This window comes from Neorhizobium sp. NCHU2750, from assembly GCF_003597675.1.
GTDB lineage: Bacteria > Pseudomonadota > Alphaproteobacteria > Rhizobiales > Rhizobiaceae > Neorhizobium.
On sequence record NZ_CP030827.1, the window covers coordinates 1,186,671 to 1,207,402 of the forward strand.

At 55.2% G+C, this 20,732-nt stretch carries 17 protein-coding genes; 7 read left to right on the forward strand and 10 right to left on the reverse strand.

Annotated features, from left to right (window positions below; all coding sequences use genetic code 11):
- Positions 1-329: 329 nt before the first annotated feature.
- On the reverse strand, positions 330-863 hold the full coding sequence (locus NCHU2750_RS30360; protein ID WP_162939502.1) for a hypothetical protein: 534 nt from the start codon (positions 861-863) through the stop codon (positions 330-332).
- A 390-nt stretch (positions 864-1,253) separates the two neighbouring features.
- On the opposite strand from NCHU2750_RS30360, the gene katG reads away from it, so the two are divergent.
- The gene (katG, locus tag NCHU2750_RS05845; protein WP_119939590.1) at positions 1,254-3,443 is read left to right on the forward strand and encodes a catalase/peroxidase HPI; all 2,190 of its coding nucleotides are present in this window, start codon (positions 1,254-1,256) and stop codon (positions 3,441-3,443) included.
- Between the two features lie 120 nt (positions 3,444-3,563).
- On the opposite strand, the gene NCHU2750_RS30365 is transcribed toward katG, so the two are convergent.
- The 5 genes from NCHU2750_RS30365 to NCHU2750_RS05870 all read right to left on the reverse strand — a co-directional run bounded on the left by NCHU2750_RS30365 (position 3,564) and on the right by NCHU2750_RS05870 (position 8,233).
- On the reverse strand, positions 3,564-3,710 hold the full coding sequence (locus NCHU2750_RS30365) for a hypothetical protein (protein WP_162939503.1): 147 nt from the start codon (positions 3,708-3,710) through the stop codon (positions 3,564-3,566).
- A 668-nt stretch (positions 3,711-4,378) separates the two neighbouring features.
- Positions 4,379-5,161, reverse strand: coding sequence for a metallophosphoesterase family protein (locus NCHU2750_RS05850; RefSeq protein WP_119939591.1), 783 nt, complete (start codon positions 5,159-5,161; stop codon positions 4,379-4,381).
- A 90-nt stretch (positions 5,162-5,251) separates the two neighbouring features.
- Positions 5,252-5,995 (reverse strand): DUF6030 family protein, encoded by a 744-nt coding sequence (locus tag NCHU2750_RS30370; RefSeq protein ID WP_162939504.1) that lies wholly within the window; start codon positions 5,993-5,995, stop codon positions 5,252-5,254.
- A 573-nt stretch (positions 5,996-6,568) separates the two neighbouring features.
- Positions 6,569-7,135 carry a hypothetical protein gene (locus tag NCHU2750_RS05860; RefSeq protein ID WP_162939505.1) on the reverse strand — a complete coding sequence of 189 codons (567 nt, stop codon included), beginning with the start codon at positions 7,133-7,135 and terminating at the stop codon, positions 6,569-6,571.
- An 885-nt stretch (positions 7,136-8,020) separates the two neighbouring features.
- Positions 8,021-8,233 (reverse strand): KTSC domain-containing protein, encoded by a 213-nt coding sequence (locus NCHU2750_RS05870; RefSeq protein ID WP_502703824.1) that lies wholly within the window; start codon positions 8,231-8,233, stop codon positions 8,021-8,023.
- A 463-nt stretch (positions 8,234-8,696) separates the two neighbouring features.
- Here NCHU2750_RS05870 and NCHU2750_RS05875 point away from each other — a divergent pair, with 463 nt between their 5' ends.
- On the forward strand, positions 8,697-9,119 hold the full coding sequence (locus tag NCHU2750_RS05875) for a hypothetical protein (RefSeq protein WP_119939596.1): 423 nt from the start codon (positions 8,697-8,699) through the stop codon (positions 9,117-9,119).
- Between the two features lie 85 nt (positions 9,120-9,204).
- Here NCHU2750_RS05875 and NCHU2750_RS05880 read toward each other — a convergent pair whose 3' ends face one another.
- From NCHU2750_RS05880 to NCHU2750_RS05895, 4 genes are all read right to left on the reverse strand, one after another.
- Entirely contained in the window at positions 9,205-10,515 is a 1,311-nt protein-coding gene (locus NCHU2750_RS05880; protein ID WP_119939597.1) for a UDP-glucose dehydrogenase family protein, read from the reverse strand.
- Positions 10,516-10,586: 71 nt separating this feature from the next.
- Positions 10,587-12,014 carry a mannose-1-phosphate guanylyltransferase/mannose-6-phosphate isomerase gene (locus NCHU2750_RS05885; protein ID WP_119939598.1) on the reverse strand — a complete coding sequence of 476 codons (1,428 nt, stop codon included), beginning with the start codon at positions 12,012-12,014 and terminating at the stop codon, positions 10,587-10,589.
- Positions 12,015-12,051: 37 nt separating this feature from the next.
- Positions 12,052-13,467, reverse strand: coding sequence for a phosphomannomutase (locus NCHU2750_RS05890; protein WP_119939599.1), 1,416 nt, complete (start codon positions 13,465-13,467; stop codon positions 12,052-12,054).
- Positions 13,468-13,664: 197 nt separating this feature from the next.
- A complete protein-coding gene (locus NCHU2750_RS05895) occupies positions 13,665-14,369 on the reverse strand; it encodes a sugar transferase (RefSeq protein ID WP_119939600.1) in 705 nt (234 codons plus the stop codon).
- 597 nt (positions 14,370-14,966) lie between these two features.
- Between NCHU2750_RS05895 and NCHU2750_RS05900 the strand changes: the two genes are divergently transcribed.
- The 5 genes from NCHU2750_RS05900 (at position 14,967) to NCHU2750_RS05920 (ending at position 20,650) form a co-directional block, all read left to right on the forward strand.
- The gene (locus NCHU2750_RS05900; protein ID WP_119939601.1) at positions 14,967-15,344 is read left to right on the forward strand and encodes a plasmid mobilization protein; all 378 of its coding nucleotides are present in this window, start codon (positions 14,967-14,969) and stop codon (positions 15,342-15,344) included.
- Entirely contained in the window at positions 15,337-17,361 is a 2,025-nt protein-coding gene (locus NCHU2750_RS05905) for a hypothetical protein (protein WP_119939602.1), read from the forward strand. Before NCHU2750_RS05900 ends, NCHU2750_RS05905 begins: the two co-directional genes overlap by 8 nt.
- On the forward strand, positions 17,362-18,408 hold the full coding sequence (locus NCHU2750_RS05910; protein WP_245480346.1) for a HEPN domain-containing protein: 1,047 nt from the start codon (positions 17,362-17,364) through the stop codon (positions 18,406-18,408).
- Positions 18,409-18,728: 320 nt separating this feature from the next.
- Positions 18,729-19,865, forward strand: coding sequence for a polysaccharide biosynthesis/export family protein (locus NCHU2750_RS05915; RefSeq protein ID WP_502703825.1), 1,137 nt, complete (start codon positions 18,729-18,731; stop codon positions 19,863-19,865).
- Between the two features lie 179 nt (positions 19,866-20,044).
- On the forward strand, positions 20,045-20,650 hold the full coding sequence (locus NCHU2750_RS05920) for a transglutaminase-like cysteine peptidase (RefSeq protein ID WP_119939604.1): 606 nt from the start codon (positions 20,045-20,047) through the stop codon (positions 20,648-20,650).
- The last annotated feature ends 82 nt before the right edge of the window (positions 20,651-20,732 follow it).

Genomic DNA, 20,732 nt, shown 5'->3' on the forward strand with positions numbered 1-20,732 from the left:
CGTCATACTCTGACATGGGCAGCCCTCCGTCTTGCTTTGGCAGGGATCTGGCTGCCCATGGGTGTCGTCCGCAGCTCGGGCAGTTGGCAGGCGCGATATCTTTGTGCCAGTCCAGCCTCTGTGCAATCGCCTTTGGCGATTGCACAGAACGATGTCTAGCCGCGATCCTAAGGAAACGGTGGGGCTCTCTGAGTTGCCCTTCCGCTGCACACGATCTAGAGAAATTGCAGCAAAATGGGGCGCCGATTTTCTTCTCAAAAATGGCGTAAAACGAGGAGATTGGCTATTGCCGGCGACTGAATAATCGCCGGCAATGCTCGCGATCATTGTCATCCCGGAATTGCTTGGTTCCTGCGTCGATGTCTCAATATCAGAAATCCCCCGCCAAGTGCGAGCGCACCGGCACCTGTCCCGGCTTCGGGGCCGGGAACGGCGGTGATTTTCGAGATTGTCGTCGTCATCGTAGCGGTCGTGTTTGCAGCTCCGACACTATAGAACCATGCATATTTGACCGCGGCGCCATCTTCCACCGTGAAGGTGGAGTTGAGAGTTGAAGGTTGACCGGGTAAAAGTGGATCTCTCAAATTGGCGACTGTACCGAGATAGGCATTTGTCGCTCTGCTAATCTCCCACAAGTACGAATAACCTCCCGAAAGGCCTGTAAGGGTCTGTGTGACGAGGAGGTCAATACTGTAAGTTCCTGTATCCAGAAAGATGATGGATGCGCTGGAATTGGTGACAGGTCGCAATGTGGGCGAGCTCACGGAAAGTGTTTGGCTCGCAACCTCCGTGCTGGTTGCCGCGTATGCAGGGGATATGAATGCGGATGCAAATATAAAGGCGAGGCACTGAAGCTTATTCATCGTAAATCCTCACGCAATGTTTGGTTAACGAATGCACAATGACCGTGAATTGGATGAAAATCCATCAATATTATGTCGATGAAACTCTCCGGTAACGCCGAGATATAGTTGGTCATCCGAGGGACTGTGCATCAAGGCTAACGGTTGGCTCATGGCACACCGTCCCTTACCTCAAAATCAGCCTCTGCCCCTCACGGAGACATGACGGGATGGCGTCGATAAGAAAATGCAATTGAGGCGATTTAAAAAGAAGAATTAAAATTATCGTTCAATGCCGATATTTGATTTGTCCAGACGAGGTTGTGCACCAGCTTAAGCCTCATCGGCGTCCATGCGGACGTGTGTCATGACCGTCCGCATCACCGAGCGCATTTTGGAAGGAGAAAAATCATGGATGCGAAATCAAGCGAAAACGCCGGCAAGTGTCCTGTCGCACATGGTGCGACACCGCGCGGCCGTAGCAATCGTGACTGGTGGCCAAACCAGCTCAACGTGCAGATGCTGCATGCCCATTCGTCGCTTTCCGATCCGATGGGCAAGGGCTTTAACTATGCCGAAGAGTTCAAGAAGCTCGACCTTGCGGCCGTCAAGCAGGATCTCACCGCACTGATGACCGACAGCCAGGATTGGTGGCCGGCCGACTTCGGCCACTATGGCGGCCTGTTCATCCGCATGGCCTGGCATTCGGCCGGGACCTACCGCATCACCGACGGTCGCGGTGGCGCTGGCATGGGCCAGCAGCGGTTTGCGCCCCTCAACAGCTGGCCGGACAACGTCAACCTCGACAAGGCCCGCCGCCTTCTCTGGCCGATCAAGCAGAAATACGGCAACAAGATCTCCTGGGCCGACCTGATGATCCTGACCGGCAATGTCGCGCTGGAATCGATGGGCTTCAAGACCTTCGGCTTTGCCGGCGGCCGCGCCGATGTCTGGGAACCGGAAGAGCTCTATTGGGGCCCCGAAGGCACGTGGCTGGGCGACGAGCGCTATAGCGGCGAACGCCAGCTGGCGGAGCCTCTTGGCGCCGTTCAGATGGGCCTCATCTACGTTAACCCGGAGGGTCCGAACGGCAATCCGGATCCGCTCGCATCCGCCCGCGACATCCGCGACACCTTCGCCCGCATGGCGATGAACGACGAGGAAACCGTCGCCCTCATCGCCGGCGGCCACACTTTCGGCAAGACCCATGGCGCCGGTGATCCGTCCTTTGTCGGTATCGATCCGGAAGGCGGCGAACTCGAAGCGCAGGGTCTCGGCTGGTCGAGCAAGTTCAATAGCGGTGTCGGCACCGATGCGATCGGCAGTGGCCTCGAAGTCACCTGGTCGCAGACCCCGACGCGGTGGAGCAATTACTTCTTCGAAAATCTCTTCGCGTTCGAATGGGAGCTGACCAAGAGCCCGGCCGGCGCCCATCAATGGGTGGCGAAGGATGCCGATGCCTCCGTTCCGGATGCCTTCGACAGCGCTAAGAAGCACCGCCCGACCATGCTCACCTCGGACCTCGCGCTGCGCTTCGACCCGATCTACGAAAAGATCTCCCGTCGCTTCTACGAGAACCCGGCCGAGTTCGCCGACGCTTTCGCCCGCGCCTGGTTCAAGCTGACCCACCGCGACATGGGGCCGAAGGTGCGCTATCTCGGCCCGGAAGTGCCGGCCGAAGACCTGATCTGGCAGGATGTCATTCCGCCGGTCGAGCATCCGCTGGTCGATGATGCCGATATTGCAAGCCTCAAGGAAAAGGTTCTGGCAACGGGCCTTACCGTGCAGGAACTGATCTCGACCGCCTGGGCGTCTGCCTCGAGCTTCCGTGGTTCCGACAAGCGCGGCGGTGCCAATGGCGCCCGCATTCGCCTTGAGCCGCAAAAGAACTGGGAAGCCAACCAGCCGGAACAGCTCGCCAAGGTTTTAGGCGTGCTCGAAGGCATCCAGCAGGGTTTCAACGCCGCCAATGCCGGCGGCAAGCAGATCTCGCTGGCCGACCTGATCGTGCTCGCCGGTGCCGCTGGCGTCGAGAAGGCAGCCAAGGCCGCCGGCCACAGCGTCGTCGTGCCTTTCACGCCGGGCCGCACCGACGCCTCGCAGGAACAGACCGATGTCGCATCCTTCGCAGCGCTTGAACCCCGCATCGACGCCTTCCGCAACTATGTCAACGTCAAGAAGATGCAGTTCCTGCAGCCCGAAGAGGCGCTGGTCGACCGTGCGCAGCTTCTGACGCTGACGGCACCGCAGATGACGGCGCTTCTCGGTGGCCTGCGGGTGCTGAAGGCTGGCGCTCCGCAACATGGAGTGTTCACCGACAAGCCGGAGGCGCTGACCAACGACTTCTTCGTCAACCTGCTCGATATGGCGACAGTCTGGGCACCCAAGGAAGGCGAAAAGGGCGTCTATGAAGGCCGTGACCGCCAGTCCGGCGATCTGAAATGGACGGCAACGCGCGTCGACCTGATATTCGGTTCGCACTCACAGCTTCGTGCGATCGCCGAAATCTATGCACAGTCGGATGCGAAGGAAAAGTTCGTCAGGGACTTCGTCTCGGCCTGGGTCAAGGTGATGAACGCCGATCGCTTCGATCTCGTCTGATCGATACTATGGCTTCGGGCGGGATAACCTGCCCGGAGCTTTTTCTTGCTGTTTGCGCAAGATTACAAAATGCGATGCGGGCGCTTGGCGATGTCTCGAACTCGCTATTGGCGCGAGCCACTACTTGGACACGCTCGCCGTTGTCATTGTATCCGTTGATGAACCGGCGAGACCTGTATAGGCCAGCATCGTGCCATGCACGATTGTGACCCACATCAGGATCGATACGCCGAAAACCATGATCATATTGCGAAGACGAGACGTCATAGGGACCTCTTGAATGAGGCCCTATTATCCCACCCGAACCTTTGCGGCGGGTGAAGCGATATGGTGAACAAACCCTGCCAGATTCAAGGGCAATTCGACGGAACCCGGCCTCAATTGCCACTGTTGCTGATGCTGCGAAATCTGCTTCCGTTTTGAACTTCATGATTGGCGCTATTTTCTCTACCAAAGTTCGTAGGTGCCTTCCCATGAAAGATCTCTGTGCACCGACGCGCTCGTGTGCGAGAGCCGTCTCATATCGAGGGTCAAGGTGATTGTCCCTTCGGGCGGGTACGGTTTCTAAAGTCTAGCGGGGCTTTGCAGCGATTTTTCTGGCAAAGCACTCGTAGCGAGCCCGCTCATGATCATATAGTTTTCCTAGACTTGCGTTCATCCTGAGATCGGCCTGCTCCCTCATCGTCTTTTTCGCCGTTAAGAAGATAGGAGGAGGCCATAAAATGCGTCCGATCATGACAGCGATCCCGCCCCACGATCACCGCGGGCGAGGTGAAGGCGCCCAGTCCAGCGAGATGGACCGACGTCACCGCAGCAATTAATTCGCCGAAGCTATCGAGTGGGAGGCCACGTCGCGGTGTCGTCGACGATTATGGTGACGTTGATCCTCAAATACGGCATTATGGAGCCATCCGAACCCAACCCGGAAACAGTTGCTATATAAAGCTTTTCTCATTCTGAAAGAGCTTTAGCACTGTAAGATTGCCAGTATAGAAGGCACCTGTGTCGATCCCGATACGGCCGGGGCCAAAGCTTGGTTGAGGTTGTGGCGTATGACCGTGAATGACGAGGCCCGGACCGCCCCAGCCTGATGATAGAAATGGCTCCCTGATCCACATTAGGTCTTCGTCTGTCTGTTCGTCCAACATAACTTTCGGCCGTAGGCCGGCATGGACGAAAAGGAAGTCGCCAACCTTGAGCGAAATCGGCAGGTTGGACAGAAAATCCAAATGGCGCGGTGGCACGTTGGCTGCAAATATTTGTTGGAGCTTGTCGCGGCCTCTTTTCGAAAAATCGAGCTGGTGGGGATCAATCCCGTAGGACGACAGCGTCTGTTGGCCGCCAAGTTCCAGCCATTGCATATATTGTTCTGGCGCGGCTAAAAATTTGATGAAAATATCGTCATGGTTTCCACATAAGGCAAGCCGCCTGAAACCGAAATCGCTCGGCGTCAAAAGATGCTCGATGACCTGAGCTGACATGGGGCCACGATCGATATAGTCACCCAATAAGACCACAAGGCCCGACCGACCCAGTTGATCCATGTCTCGCGCGATGCGCTCCTCAGCATCTTTGAGTTCCTTCAGACAGCCGTGCACATCGCCGATGGCATAGATCGCGAAGAGGGGGCGAGCGTCACCGAGGTCAAGGCGCCGACGCAAAGGCGCAGGTACCAGAACCTCCTGTCGTCTTTTGACCCAACCCATCAGATTACGCATACACTTTTGCCCAATTTGGCTCTTGCTCGTCTCACAATGGAAAGCGCGAGGCTAAAAGAGGGTTAAAACATAACTATGGCTCTTTGCCTTTCAGCGGTTGCCAACCGATTCTTTGCGTCGTTGTGAAAGAAACGTTGATAGACGGTCGCCTTTTCGTGCACCTGTTGTATGTGGTCGGGTCGTCGGAAAGCGCAATTGCTCAACGTCCAAGTCGACCCTTCGCTCCAGTGCGATCAAATTATATCGATCAGTGTCTTGGATCTCCCTGCGGAACGTGAAGACATAATTGCCCTCCAGGCGATAGAAATCTTCCAAATGTGTGAGCTTTTGTTGCATCCTGCCGGTTGACGGTGGGGCGTCTCTGTCGCCCGTGGCGACATGGATAAAATGGAAGGCTGCCTTTATCAGATTGTCGTCCATATCGACACCATTGAGGCTGAACTTCACCCTGACTTCGCTTGCCGCCGCGAATGTTCGACCTCTTGCCTGGAGGAAAAGTGACGTCCTTTGGCGCTGATCAAGTCCCTGCAGGAGCATGGAGCAGTCCCAGCCGCCTTGCTCGGAGGACATGAAGCGGGGTTCTTCCTGGCCATCCTTTGCCAGAGAATCGCACATCTGGGTTGCTGGTATAACGGAGGAAAGACGACTTGGCGTATGCCGATAGGATATCCATGGCCACATGGATCTCCTTAATGTCGTCTCTTTCGAAACAATGCCGATCTTCACCGGGGGTGACGGTGCGGGAAGCTCAATGCCAAGAAAGCGTGCCAATTGCCGGATATTGCGGCGATCATTGGCCAATAAGGAGGTTCCGACGACTGCGGCGATGGCCATGCACACAAAGAGCGCCAAAGGCCAACGTTTCGCCGGTCGAGGCAAGGTCATATCGGAACCACCTCGATATCGAGATCCTGCCAATGCCATGCCTTCCTGAACGCAGTCATTACTCGTGACCACAAGAGTATCACGCACATAGTGAAGCCGGTCTAAGTATTTTCCCTAATTTGGACGCCGGCTGACAAAGTCAGCAACTGCAAAAGAGGGGTGGACCATCGCTGGTGCAGTCGCTCGATGGAGCGATGAGGCAGGCGCCTATTGGACGGGCTGTGGCAGCCTGAACCTATTGAACCTTCAGATGCGATCTGCGACGTCTGTCGGCAGCTGGGCATCCCGGCCGAAAAATTGCAAGAACACTGGCCGAATGGCTGCGATGGAAGCTGGGTTGGGTAGATAATAAGTCGGCTGGCTTCCGGCGCTTCCAATCCAGAACAGTTGGCCGCAGCGAAGTGCAGGCACTAAAGAAAAGCCGACCGAATCTATCGGCCGGCCAAGAAGAAAGGGAAGGAGGCGAGGTTTGCGCCTGTTCAAAGCACCAGTAACGGCGCCCATACGACCCTCGCCGCCAGTTTAGGATGTCAATGCCTTTGCCTGTTGGCGCCGCTTGGCCCACATTGCAACGCCACCGAGCGCCAGCGCACCAAGTCCCGCACCCGCCTCAGGCCCTGGAACAGCCGTCACCGAACTTACCGATACGTTGTCGACGGCTGCAAATGCAGCCAAAGAACCGCCAGCCAAAGCCTTAAATGTCAGATCATAAAAGCCTTCGGTTGCGACCGAAAAACCATAGCTCTTCGAGCCGGCGATCTCCGAGCCGGTCAGTTTCCCCGAAACAAGACTGTCGATCGAGTATTTCAGTACAGTCGTGCTTCCGAGGAAAAAGCCGGTGAAGTCGAAGTTATAATTGCCCGCAGTCAAATAGATGGACTGACTGAGCGTGCTGCTACCCGGCAAGATTGTATCCACAACTCCCGTGTTGCTGATGGTCGACGCGACGCGGTTGGAGACGCGCGAAAAGCTCCATTCAGGGGACAAGACCCCGTCAAAGCCTCCATTGACGACGGCTTCGGCCGCAGACGCTTGTGCCGAAAGTCCGCCAGCCAATATAGCTGCTGCCAGATACATTTTAATGATCATTAATCCCTCCTTTAATCATTAATGGAAGGTAAATATGCACAACGGTATCGAAAAGTCGACAATGTAAATAAGTAATAATTGATTCCAGTGTTAATGTAACGGCGCTTAAATGGATTATGTATCAATTTGATACATAATTATATGCTGTCTGGTGATGTTTATGCTCTGTGTTGCGTCGCAGTCTTGAGGTGGGGCATGGATACTTCCTGAAACACCCGGAATGCGACATATACCGGGCAGGGGAGGCGGAAATTATGCTGCGCTTGAACGGCCCGGGCTGGATTGTTGAGATGTCGCTTAGCGGCTGAGCCGACGGGCTCACCCCGGCAAGATAGAAACCGGCAGCCCGGGTTTCATGTATGACTGAAAAATGCAGGCCGACAAACCGAGCATAACGGTATGGCCACAGTTCAAGGCGCGAGTTTGGATCGGAAGATGCCGCGACCTTTCCAAGATTTTCATGGGTGGTGGGTCAGGATCAGTAGAGGTCCTCCTCCTGTTGCCACCCATGCAGGCAGTTCGTCCTGACCGATCCGATTTGCGCTGAAAGAAAAGGAACCCGAAGGTTCGTGCTACTCGCCAGGAATAGGCGCAGGTTATCGGAGAAATGCACGGCGTAGGCTCCCGCCATCGCGGTCCCTATATCGATTACCATCCCAATGATCGCGCAAGCCGGTCGGTAGTCAGACCTCGTTAAAGCTTGCGGCCACACCATTCATTGTCTCTGTCGCGCCTACCCTCATCAATGCGGTTCCGGCCCGTTGTGCTGGCTATTGTCATTTGCGGGGCACTCTGGATCTCGTGCCTCACCGCGGGCGGGCCGATATTGGCATCTACGCCCGTTCATGGCGCGTCGCTTTTCGGTCCATCATCGTCTCGTCGAGTTTATGCAGCGACACGCGAGAACTGCGATCGGATACAATCGAGATAGTGTTGGCCCGGTGACGGAGACTGGCAAAGGGCGATCGCCTCTTCTTGCGGCACGCCGGTGAAGCGGCGCGTCTCGCCGTTTCGAAAGCGGATCTGAAGTTGTCCATCCTCTTGGCTGAAGAATACGCTTTCGATCATGCGCGACGTGACGGCTAGGCTTTCCATCATACCCTCCCTGTTTGGCTAGGGTTGTAGCGAAGAAGGGGTATGAATTGGTCAAAGACATTGGTGAGTAGTTCCTTAACGCGATAACCTCATCTGTTTGATTGCTGGATATTAAAGCAACGATTCGGCCTATCATCACCTCGCAGGCGACGCCGATCTCGATCTCCAACTGAGACAGTCGCCGCGGTGAGCTTGAATATGCAGGAACTTTAGTCCGCTGAAGGCAAAGCCAGAGCCACGCGAATAATACGATGCCGATCGATGTGAAAATATAAATATCGGATAAAAAGAAAGATTTTTCTAATATGGAAATACTGAAAGATTCTACGCAGGTGCGGTAAAGTGATGTTTTTTTTAAAAAAAGGAAGTTTCTTTGCGTCAATGATAGTTGAAGTGACTGGACAGAATCCACCTTTTAATAGATAAATTACCATGCGGTAACATTTTATTCCGAAAGGAGAGTTTGATGAAAGTTAAGCATCTCGCTTTCGTGGCGGCGCTGGCATTTACTACGCCTGCTCTCGCTGCGCCAGCGTACGAAGACGCAAGCCAACCCGCCTCCGATTATACAGTGGCGAATAGCTTGATGAACTCCTGGCTGACCGCGTGGAAGACAGTCTTCGATACTACCTATGGGGACGACTGGGATTTCACCACCTCGGCCAGCAAGGGTTTGGTCTACGGCCAGATTTTTCAGACAGTAGCGGACACAAGTACGGCCTACACTCAATCGTTCTTGTGGACGAGCGCCTCGAAAGTTGCTGACTACAACATGCCAGTCACCGCTGTTCCCGGCCCCGAAGCTGGGGCAGGTCTCGGTGCACTTGCAATGCTCGGCGTAGCCTATTGGGCAAAGCGCCGCCGCAACGACCAGCAACTCGCTGCCTAAGCGATCACGCTCAAGACGAAGGGGGCCCTTGAGGCCCCCTTTTTGTTTGTCTCACGCGTTTCGGTCGTCCTTTTAATAGCGGCGATCACAGATCGGATGCTTTGCCGACGCCCGTATAGTCGAAACCGTGAGCCTCAAGTTCGGATTTGCGATAGACATTGCGAAGGTCGACAAGGATCGGTGATCGCATTGCAGACTTCAGTCGTGCCAGATCGAGTGCTCTAAACTCGTTCCACTCCGTGACGAGAACGGCGGCGTCAGCATTTTCAGCTGCCTCATAGGGGCCACTCGTAAACTCGATATCAAGGAGCTGCTTGGCATTTTCCATCCCTTCAGGATCATAACCTGCAACAATCGCCCCTGCGTCTTTCAGCGTCTGAATGACGGCGATCGCCGGGCTGTCGCGCATGTCGTCCGTATTCGGCTTGAATGTCAGGCCAAATACCGCAATCTTCTTGCCCCGGACATCGCCTCCCATCGCGGCAATGACCTTACGGCCCATGGCGCGCTTTCGATTGTCGTTGACTGCAATCGTCGTCTCGATCAGACGAACGGGGCTCTCACTATCTTGCGCGGTCTTTGCAAGGGCCAGCGTATCCTTGGGGAAGCATGAACCGCCATAGCCGGGACCGGCATGCAGGAACTTTGAGCCGATACGGCCGTCAAGGCCGATACCTCGTGAGACATCTTGGACATCGGCGCCGACACGCTCGCACAAATCGGCAATTTCATTGATGAAGGTGATCTTCATCGCCAAAAAGCCATTGGCGGCATATTTGATCAGCTCAGAGGTGCGTCGGCCGGTAAACAGGAGAGGGGACTGGTTGAGGTAAAGCGGACGGTAGACTTCCGTCATCACCCCGCGAGCTCGCTCGTCGGTCAGGCCGACAACGATACGGTCAGGGCGCTTGAAATCGTCGATCGCAGCGCCTTCACGGAGAAATTCAGGGTTGGACACAACCGCGAAATCAGCCTGCGGGTTTTCTTCGCGGATGATCCGCTCGACTTCGTCGCCGGTGCCGACCGGAACGGTCGACTTGGTTACGACCACGGTAAAGCCCTGGATCGCGGCTGCGATCTCGCGAGCGGCAGCATAGACATAACCAAGATCAGCATGGCCGTCGCCGCGCCGCGACGGGGTGCCCACCGCTATGAAGACTACATCGGCGTCAGCAACCGCGTCTGCAAGATCTGTGGTAAATGACAGGCGGTTGGCTTTGACATTGCTCTCAACGAGCTGATCAAGCCCCGGCTCGAAAATTGGCATCATGCCATTTTTCAAGGCTTCGATCTTCTCCGCTGCCTTGTCGACGCAAATCACCGTGTGGCCGAAATCGGCAAAGCACGCACCTGAAACGAGGCCGACATAACCTGATCCGACCATTACAATACGCATTGTACTATCTTCCTTTTTAAAAGCTGGCCAGAAGCCAGCCGGCCGACGCGCAAGCGCTCAGCCCATTTGCCTTAGCCGCGCCCGAACTCGTCGACAATACGGATGATGTCGTCTTCTCCGAGATAGGAGCCCGTCTGGACCTCGATCATCTCGAGCATGATCTTGCCAGGATTGGCAAGACGATGAACTTCTCCTTGAGGAATATAGACAGATTCGTTTTCGCGCACGATCTTGATCTCATCGCCGATCGTCACTTCCGCTGTCCCCTTGACGCAAATCCAATGTTCCGAACGGTGATGATGCTTTTGCAGCGACAGCTTCTTTCCCGGCGTGACAAAGAGCCGCTTCACCTGGAAGCGGTCGCCATTGAGGATGGACGTATAACCACCCCATGGGCGGTATGACGTCGGATGGGTCTCGGTTAAAGGTGCTGTTGCCTTTGCTGCGGCGAGCTGCTTGACCAAGGCGCCGACATTCTGGCTTTCGTCGAGGCGTCCCACATAGACCGCATCCTCACTGGCGATCACCGCAACGCCCTCCAGTCCCTGGACGGCAAGGTGGCTGTGTCTGGAGACGACCAGAGAATTTTTGGTGTTGACCAACGTTGTCTTGCCCAAGACCACGTTTCCCGAGGGATCCTGGGTGCCAAGCTTCCAAACCGCGTCCCAGCTTCCCATGTCGGACCAAACAAAAGATGCAGGAACGACCGCAGCATCCTTCGTCTTTTCCATAACCGCATAATCGATCGAAATATTGGGTGCCTTATCGAAAGCTGCAGCATCAAGGCGGATGAAGTCGAGATCGGCCTTGGCATTTTGCACAGCCTCGACGGCAGCACCGACGACGGCCGGCGCATATTCCTTGATCTCATCGAGGACGCGTTTGGCGCCAAACATGAATATGCCCGAATTCCACACATAGCCGCCGGCGGAAAGCATCTCTTGGGCAATCTTTCCATTCGGCTTCTCGACGAAGCGTTTGACCGCATTGGCGCCAGTGGCGAGGCGCTCCCCGACTTCGATATAGCCGTATCCCGTTGCGGGCTCCGTCGGGGCTATCCCAAACGTGACCAATTTGCCCGAAAGTGCTGTCTTATGTGCCGTCCCGATCGCCTCGAAATAACGGTCATCGGCAATGATTTCATGGTCCGATGCCAGAACCTGGATGATCGCATCGGCACCGAAAGTCTTCATTGCAAAGCTTGCGGCCGCAGCAACTGCTGGTGCCGTATTGCGTGCCGACGGTTCCAAAAGAACACCCGACAATTCGATGCCGAGTTCCCGTGCCTGTTCGGCGACAAGAAAACGAAAATCCTCATTGGTGATGACGATCGGGGCGGTATAGAGCGCCGCATCCGATACGCGATCAAGCGTCGCTTGGAAAAGCGTTCTGTCGCCAACGAATTGAATAAACTGTTTCGGCGCGCTCGCTCTGGAGAGCGGCCACAGGCGCGTGCCCTTGCCGCCTGCCATAATCACTGGAACGATCTTGTCACTCATTACGCTCTCCATTCACACGCAACGCGCCGCTATATTCTTATTCAATGACAAATTGCCGAACGAGTTCAAGGCTCTCGGACAGAAGCCTTTGAGCTTCTGTCTCGGTTCTTGCCTCCACATAACAGCGCATTTCCGGCGCATTCCCGGATGGGCGCAGGTGAACGATCGAACCGTCGGCCAGAAACGCCCTCAAACCGTCTGTATCGTTGAGGTCAACGACGGCGCCGAGCGGTGCCAGAAACGCCGCGATATTGTCTGGCGACTGGCGCAGATGGGTCATCAAGGCGGAACTGTTCTCGACCGGAAAATTCTCCAGCCGGTCCGCTGCCGCAAAAGGCAGTTTGAACTCGCCTGCAAGGCACGACAGCGGCAGCCTTTGGCTCGCCGCAAACCCCAGAACCATCAAAATAGGAACGAAGCTGTCGCGTGTTGGTAAAGGTGTAAGCGCTCCGCCCGGCACGTTAAAATTGGATGCCGTCAGCAAGCCGCCATTGGCCTCAAATCCCATGACACCGGTCTGCGCTCTGCTAAGCGCCTCCTGCATGCCGGCGATGACAAAGGGGGAGCCGACCTTGGTTCGCACGACCTCGAATGTTCCGCTGGCCTCGATACCTGAATTTGACGTAACGGGTGTGACGACAATTTTTGCACCGAGCGCACGGGCCGCAACCAGCCCAAGAAGATCGCCACGCAACGGCGTCCCTGTTTCGTCGGCAACGAGCGGGCGATCACCGTCGCCATCCGCGGACACGATCCCGTCAAGTTGGTGTTCCTCTGCCCAAGCTGCCAGTTGCGCGATCGTCTCGACTGATACGGCTTCCGTGTCGACGGGGATGAATGTGTCGGAATAGCCAAGCTCAACGACGTCAGCGCCATAATAGCCGAGCGTCTCGGCCAGCAGCTCCCGGGCAACCGTGGAATGCTGGTAAACGCCAAATCTGAGGCCGGAAAGTGCCTTGCTTGGCAACACACTGCGCACACGTTCCTTAAACAAAGTGATGGCGCTGTCTTTTGCCGAGGGGCTGTCACCGGCCGTTGCATCGATATCGGTCTTTTCGAGAACTGCCGCGATCGCCGAAATTTTCTGCTCATCGCCTTTGTCGATCTCGCCATCGGCGCGGTAGAATTTTATCCCGTTGCGGTCGGCGGGAATATGTGACCCGGTGATCATCAAAGACGGAGCCCCGATTTTGAGCCCGTAAAGGGCGAGAACGGGCGTTGCAACATCGCCGCAGTCGATGGGCGTGAGACCGGCGCGACGCAAGGCTCCAATACAGGTTGCCACAATCGATGGACTGGACGGACGCAGATCCCGGCCGACGAGAACGCGATCACCGGGCTTTGCCAAGCCGCTTTCAAAGAGATGCTCGGCAAATGCCTGGGCATAGAGCGCGCTGGCCCGGCCTTCGAGATCTACAACCAGGCCTCTAAGACCGCTCGTGCCGAACTTCATGCGCTAACCTTCCAGTTGCCGTCAGTCTATGTCTGTAGCCGATCAGGCCGCCAACCAAAGTGTATTTTGAATATAGCGTTAAAATCCTGGGGGAATTGGCGCCGTGCAAGCCTTGTCAAAAAAACTGCGCCGTGAGGCTTGCAAGTCAACAAAGAGCCGCCATGGCAGCCCTTAGCTGTCACGGAAATCAGACGCTCTCAAAAGCCCTTGCCACCGCGAAGTTCCGAATAGATCGTCCCAGCGATGATCAAAAGATCAAGCCGGAGAGAGAAATTGGAGACATAGTGGAGGTCGCAGGCGATCCGTGCCCGTGCCTTTGAGGCGCGATCCGTTGGACCGCGAAGCCCCCGCATCTGAGCAAGCCCGGTCATGCCAGGCCGCATCGCATGGCGAAGGTGATATTGCGGCACCAGTTCTTCGTAAGGAACGCCGGCAGCAAGCATACCGAGCGCGTGGCAACGAGGGCCGACAAGCGACATGTCGCCTTTCAAGACATTCAGAAGCTGCGGCAGTTCGTCAATGTTCAGTCGTCGGATAAGTCGACCGACGCGGGTCACGCGGGGATCGTCAACCACCGTTTGCGCAACGCCGCTCGCATCGCCACGATCGACATACATCGAGCGGAATTTATAGACCTTGATTTCCTCGCAGTTTCGCCCCCAGCGCTTCTGGTAAAACAGAACCGGTCCTTTGCTGTCGATCTTGATTGCTGCAGCGACCAGCAAAAGCACGGGCAGCAAGATAATCAGTGCGACGCAGGAAATCACCACGTCGATCGCCCTTTTCGACGCCATTTGCCAAGATTTTGGCGCACGAATGCTAACGTCACTGTAAGCCTTGCCAGACTCAACTGGCAATGGGCGCTCGGTAGCTTCCGTGTGTAAGATACTCAAAGAAACCATTGTTGGCCTATTATTGCGATAGACTATGAATTACCCAATAGCGCACAATTATATCCTTGTCAGCGGCGAAATTAATAATTGGTTAAATATCGTATTCTGGAGTATTTCTGGAGGTGTTGATGCACTCTTTAGATGCATTGTGAGGCGAGCTGTGCCGATATTTTATGCCGGTCTGAGGTGAGTTTTGCTTGTCTAATATTTGAGCGGACGTGGAATGTTCTATTTCTGGTTGTTCGGGAGGCGGCGACATCGACGCCTTCGCGGTCAGACGCAGTAGGGGGTGGGCGCGGCGAATCGCAGTGCGAACCGCGACGTCGCGCGGGTCGGCACGCAATGGCGTGCAAACTTTCCTCATCCAGGATATAGATTTTATAGTCTGAAATTTTCCACAGCCATGTGGAGTACGTATTGTTATGGTTATGTCTCATAGCTTTACCCGAAAAGGAACGTCTCCGGCGCATAATCGATGGATACGAATTATGTATTATTTTTGCATAGAGATCGATAAACGTGATAGTCTGTCGCATTGGATTGTCGGTGGGTCCGGTGAAGGGATATCGCGCAGGCCCAAAGCTTGAGATGCGGCTGGGAGACGTTATGGCGAGACGTCGAAATAAGGTGATCTCCGTGCGGGCAAGTGAGAGCGAGCTTGCGAGCATTGTCGAAATCGCGGGCCGCCATCACCTGCCGGTGTCGGACTTTGTCAGGTCGGCGGCACTTGAGGCTGTCGGGGCTTGTGGTTTCTACTCGGATGACGACCGGCGTCTGCTGCTTTATCTGCGCGATGAGCTGAAGCAGGAAGGTTTTAACCTGACGGCGATCTTGATTGCGTTGAACCGCGACCGGAATTTCTCAAGTGAAGAGGTTAAGGACAGTATTCTTGCGATGCAGCAGGCGATCGCCGCGTTGAGCGTGGAAATTCTAGGCCTGGCAAAATTCCCCGCACGTTCATCAAGAGGAGGTGCCGGTGCCTGAATTGGCCTCTGGATTGGTGAATGACTGGCTCAGCCGCCGCTCATCCGTGATCGCTGAAATCAGTGCGTCGGGCCGCGAACTCGACGCATGGTGGAAAAAGACCGGCCGGCGTGCATTCTGGAACGAAACACGGAACTCATCTGTGGCCTTAAGCGGACACAATGCGCCCGAGAGCCACCAGGCCAGATTGACGCGGTTCGCCAGGATGGCGAACGGCGCAACGCCCGCAGTCATCAAAGTTGCCGGATTTGGCGGTGGGGCAGGGACGCAACGGCTCATCTCTTACATATCACGAGATGGGCGTCTTCCCGTCGAGACTGAAACCGGGCGCGATCTTTCCGGGCGACATGTTGCCGCCGATCTCGCAAGAGACTGGTCGCCGCTCTTTCGAGATGCTGAAAAGAGCAAGGATGTCGGCCTGTTTAAAATTGACATCGTTTGGCGGGCGGCGACCGTCCCTTCATTGGATCAGAACCTGTCGGTGGTCCGTGATCTCTTCGGCGATCGAACCTTTGCTATCGCAGTTGCAGCATCCGCTCATCAAGTCAGGATCGAAGCGCTTGTGGTCCTTCTCTCACCAAGTCAGGGCCGCCTGTCCGTTGATGATAAGGCGAATGCTGCACTCGACACCCGCCTCCGTTTTTCTCTCGGCAATCGCGCGTTATCAGCTTCGATCGTCCTCAAGGCGACGCAGCATGGCCTGCGTCATGCTGCGAGCGCATTGGATGATCTCGTTCAGCGCAATCCACACGCGACCTTTGATCACAACGGCAGACCGATTGGGGATAAGGCTCAGGCAAAGCAGATCATGCAGCAGGACTGGCGTTCTAAGCTCGGAAGCCGATCGCCGCGCGATACGCTGCATTTGATCGTCTCTGGATCAGAAAAAGGTAGATCTGCATCTTTTGAACCGGCGCTTCGCCAATTCTTGGCACAGGAGTTTCAAGGCTATCGTTATGTCTTTGCCATCCATTCCCCCGAGAGTGATCCGAAATCTCAACATAAAGGCGGAAGAAGGCCGCATCTGCATGCCCATGTCGTCGTCGCGACAAGGTCGAGCTATGGTGATCGCTTGGCGGTATGGATCGACGATCTAAATCGCTGGCGCCGCAATTTCGCCGAGGCAGCGCGCAATCACGGCATGGCAATGGAGCTGACCCATCGTCATGAAATGCTGTCTGCACCCGCCTTCGGTTATCGGGATGTAAAACCGATCGGGACGCTGGGACGCACCCAACATCAAGGCACAAGTGTTGCGGCTCAGCGCCGCTATGACGCCAAACGATCGGATGAAGCTCGTCTTAACCGAGGCGAGGTCGCAAAGAGCCGCGCAATTGCATCCCAGAAGCTATGGCTTGAGATCGCCAATGGCAGCGGGTCACCGGTCGGCCGCCAATTTTCGCAGCGCATCTTGTCGAGATTTGAAGCGCTTGGGTTCGAGGCGGCTACCGGACAGCGTCAGGGGAAGGAACTAAGCCAGAAAGGGGAGGCCAAACCGATGGTCAGCAGACAACCGATCGATGCCGCAGGCGCCGGGAGAGAGGACAATGTAGAGAGGTCGAGCAAGCGCCATAGCGAAGAAGTGAAACAGGGCGAGGCCAGACTGGCAGCGCGGGAGCAAGAACAGTCCGCGTCATCTGAAAGTTCTCCGTCATATCGACAAAGGGCGATAAAGGCCGTGTTCGGGACCGGAAAATCACGATCTGACAGCGCGCGGACTGCTAAAGATGATGTGAGGCGTAGCCTCGAGACGGACATTGCCCGTCTCGCGCATTGGGGCTCACCAGGAAATGCCGATGCTCGCGATCAGGTGGCCTATCCCCCGAAAAGCGACGGATCACAATCGGCGCCTGTCGAGCAATTCCATCAACACTCGCAGGCTCGGTTCGGAGAATCTGGAGAGCGACGGCGCCCCAACGGTTCCGATCGGGAGAGAAATGGATCGGAAAAGGCCTCGATCGCACAAGGGCCGCATAGGGCGCGCGACGACGGATATGATAGAGACTATGAAAGGTGAGTGAAGCAGGCGATTCACGCATCCTATTGGTCGACAAAGCCTATGGGACTTGAGACATGCCTGACTGCTTTGCCGAGGAACGGGCGTCTAGACGGGAAAGAATGGATTTTGGAAGGTAAAGACGACCATCTTGATGAAGCGCTCGGTCATCTCCCGATCAGGAAGAGACGGGAGCTCGGCCGCGTTCTCAAAATCATCTTCGCGGAATTCGATGCGGCGCAGCAGACCAAGCTCTCTGAAAAGAAGCGCTCGGGGCGGATCCTGAAGGTCATTTTATTTGGATCATATGCTCGCGGCGATTGGGTCGAAGACCGCAAGAGTGGCTATCGATCCGATTACGATATTCTCGTTGTGGTCAATGTCAAAACGGTCGGCGAAGACAACGAGCTCTGGCATCACGTATCAGAGCGAATTCTGCGGGAACTGACGATCACCAAGACGTTGCAAACGCCGACCAACGTGATCGTCCACACGTTGCATGACGTCAATGATCAACTCGCGCGGGGCAGGCCATTTTTCGTTGATGTCGTGCGTGATGGGCGGATGCTGTATGAGGAAGCCGGGCATCCGTTCGGCAAACTTAGCTTACTAAACGACAAGGAAACATCCAGCGTCGCAAATGCCCATTTTGAGAATTGGTTTACCAGCGCGTCTGAGCGCTTTGAGATGGCTCAGGAGGCAATAAACAGAGGATATAATAAAAACGGCGCTTTTGATCTCCATCAGACTGTCGAAAAACTCTACCACTGCGCTCTTTTAGTTCTAACATCTTACAGTCCGAAATCTCATAGGCTGAAGAGCTTGCGGTCGTTTGCGGAAGGTGTTTCGCCTCTACTGGTAGAGGCCTGGCCTCGCGACAGCAAGTTGTCAAGGCGGGCATTCGAGCGACTGGATCGCGCCTATGTCGAGGCACGCTATTCTCCTCACTACAGTGTCTCGGGCGATGAACTTGTTTGGTTGATAGGAAGGATAACTGTGCTCCTCCAACTCGTTGAATCGATATGCAAAGAAAAAATCTCTACTCTTAATGAACGTGGCGATCTTTAGGGTATCGAAAATACGGTGAACTGTTCTAGTCGGAGACATTCACCTCGCCATTTCAAGGATAGTTTATGGATCATTGATAAGGTCGCGGGATGCCGTAATATTCTTCCGGTTTTTCCTATCGGTTGAACCGGAAGTAATGTGTTTCAACTGCAACATTGTTTCATAAATGCGCTGATCAGAAAAAAATGTAAGTTTCATTTTCCATATTCCGGTTAGAAGAAGAGTGCCTGCGACGGGGCGAGGGGCTTTTGAGGGGTAGTATGCGTTCTTTAAATATATTGATTTTGTTGTCGGCCACTGCGTTGACTGGCTGCACTGCGATGTCCGCATCCGGCCCGTCGGCAAGAAGCATCGATTCTGAGGCAAGCGTTAAGGTTACGCCTGCCAAGGAAAAAGCCAAGGCGGGCGTCGATTACGCATTGGTTGATATAAGCTCGTCGGTTCTCAAATACGTCCCGAATGTTGGCGCCGAAGGCCTCTCGGATGGATTCGGTGGTGGTAAGGGGCCCGTACCGACCTTGCCTTTGGGTATCGGCGACATTGTCCAGATCGCAATTTTCGAATCTCAGGCGGGTGGCCTCTTCATTCCTTCCGATGCGGGAAGTCGCCCTGGTAATTACATTACGCTCCCCTCGCAGACGGTCGATCGTGATGGCAATATTTCAGTACCCTATGCCGGCAAGGTAAAGGCTGCTGGTCGCACGACCGACCAGGTGCGTGTCGATATCGAGGATCGACTGGCCAATAGAGCGATCGAGCCTCAGGTCGTCATCTCGATCGTATCAAGCGTCTCGGCGCAGGTCGCCATTTTGGGCGATGTCAATGCGCCTCAGAAGGTACAGATCACCGAAGCGGGTGATCGTATTCTCGATGTCATCTCGAAGGCTGGAGGTCTGAGTGCCTCCGGTGAAGAGAGCTATATCACATTGCAACGCCGTGGCCGTTCGGCACGCGTGAGATACAATACGCTGGTTGAAAAGCCCGCCGAGAATATCTTCGTTATCCCTGGGGACACGGTCTTGGTCGATCGTGAGCGCAGGACCTTCACAGCCTTTGGCGCCTCTGGCGCAAACGGGCGTTTCGATTTCGAAGAATCGAATCTCACGCTGTCTGAAGCTCTGGCAAAGTCTGGTGGTCTGCTCGACTCCCGGGCTGATCCTGGCCAGGTGTTCCTCTATCGCATCGTCGCAAAGGACTTCCTGCGTAAGCTTGGCGTTGATACGTCCCGTTTTGCTTCAGACGATGTGCCCGTCATCTTCCGCGCAAATCTGCGCGATCCCTCTATGTTCTTCGCGGCGACCAAGTTCCCGATGCAGGACAAGGACGTTCTTTACGTCACCAATTCCGATGCCGCAGAACTCAGCAAGTTCTTCGATCTTCTCAATACGACCCCGGCAGGCACGGCCAATATCACCGGCAATGCGCTGTCGACCAAGGACGCAGTCAAGTCGTTCTAATCAAGCGCTTACCACTCGATCTTTAAGAGGCCCCGAAAGGGGCCTTTTCTGTAGGCCAACGATGCTTGGCGTGCCAAAATGAGCGATCTGTAAAATCTGAACGAATCGCTTAAACCCGAAGAAAATACCCCTTGATATCGTGCCCCCATAAGACATCGAAGAGATGAGGAGTGGCGGGCATGAGCATGAAAGCGCAACGGTTCGCATTAATTGGTGCGCTCGTAACAACAGCCATCCTAGCCGGTAGCGTCAACGCCTTTGCGTTGCCCCGCGCCGAAATCAACCGCTCATTGCCTCCAACACGCCCCTCTATCCATATCGCAACGACGCGTGAAACCATTCCGCCTTTTGCCTTCGCGAAATTTTGTGCCGATCAAGAAGATCAATGCGAAGTTCATGGCGGTCACGAGCCGATTTTGCTGACTAGGGACAAGCGTCTTGCTCTGCAAAAGATCAATGCCGAGGTCAATCACGACATTCGCTACCAGGATGATCCGACCAATCAAGATCTTTGGCGCGCGGGTGTGACCGCTGGCGACTGCGACGACTATGCGCTCACCAAGCGGCAAAGGCTGATGGCTGCAGGTTGGCCGTCCTCTGCCCTGCGAATTGCTACCGCACGCACGCAGGAGGGGATTGGACACGCGGTCTTGGTGGTGAGTACGGTAGAAGGTGACTATGTGCTCGATAACCGTACCAATGTGATGAAGCCTTGGTATGCCGCGAATCTTCATTGGATAAAGATCCAGTCTGAGGACGATCCGCGCAAGTGGCTGACGTTTTAGGAGCGTCGATCCGAAACTGCCGGGCCGCATCATACTGTTTGCGCCTTTGACATCGCTCTCCGTGAACTGTCGGCAAAATTTA

Bases quoted from the DNA above. Each gene is read 5' to 3' on its own strand.
- NCHU2750_RS30360 (WP_162939502.1), bottom strand. From the start codon at position 863: ATGAATAAGCTTCAGTGCCTCGCCTTTATATTTGCATCCGCATTCATA.
- NCHU2750_RS05850 (WP_119939591.1), bottom strand. From the start codon at position 5,161: ATGCGTAATCTGATGGGTTGGGTCAAAAGACGACAGGAGGTTCTGGTA.
- NCHU2750_RS05860 (WP_162939505.1), bottom strand. From the start codon at position 7,135: ATGATCATTAAAATGTATCTGGCAGCAGCTATATTGGCTGGCGGACTT.
- NCHU2750_RS05920 (WP_119939604.1), top strand. From the start codon at position 20,045: ATGAGCATGAAAGCGCAACGGTTCGCATTAATTGGTGCGCTCGTAACA.
- NCHU2750_RS30370 (WP_162939504.1), bottom strand. From the start codon at position 5,995: ATGGCCATCGCCGCAGTCGTCGGAACCTCCTTATTGGCCAATGATCGC.
- NCHU2750_RS05880 (WP_119939597.1), bottom strand. From the start codon at position 10,515: ATGCGTATTGTAATGGTCGGATCAGGTTATGTCGGCCTCGTTTCAGGT.
- NCHU2750_RS05900 (WP_119939601.1), top strand. From the start codon at position 14,967: ATGGCGAGACGTCGAAATAAGGTGATCTCCGTGCGGGCAAGTGAGAGC.
- NCHU2750_RS05915 (WP_502703825.1), top strand. From the start codon at position 18,729: ATGTCCGCATCCGGCCCGTCGGCAAGAAGCATCGATTCTGAGGCAAGC.
- NCHU2750_RS05870 (WP_502703824.1), bottom strand. From the start codon at position 8,233: ATGATGGAAAGCCTAGCCGTCACGTCGCGCATGATCGAAAGCGTATTC.
- katG (WP_119939590.1), top strand. From the start codon at position 1,254: ATGGATGCGAAATCAAGCGAAAACGCCGGCAAGTGTCCTGTCGCACAT.
- NCHU2750_RS05895 (WP_119939600.1), bottom strand. From the start codon at position 14,369: ATGGTTTCTTTGAGTATCTTACACACGGAAGCTACCGAGCGCCCATTG.
- NCHU2750_RS05875 (WP_119939596.1), top strand. From the start codon at position 8,697: ATGAAAGTTAAGCATCTCGCTTTCGTGGCGGCGCTGGCATTTACTACG.
- NCHU2750_RS05890 (WP_119939599.1), bottom strand. From the start codon at position 13,467: ATGAAGTTCGGCACGAGCGGTCTTAGAGGCCTGGTTGTAGATCTCGAA.
- NCHU2750_RS30365 (WP_162939503.1), bottom strand. From the start codon at position 3,710: ATGACGTCTCGTCTTCGCAATATGATCATGGTTTTCGGCGTATCGATC.
- NCHU2750_RS05885 (WP_119939598.1), bottom strand. From the start codon at position 12,014: ATGAGTGACAAGATCGTTCCAGTGATTATGGCAGGCGGCAAGGGCACG.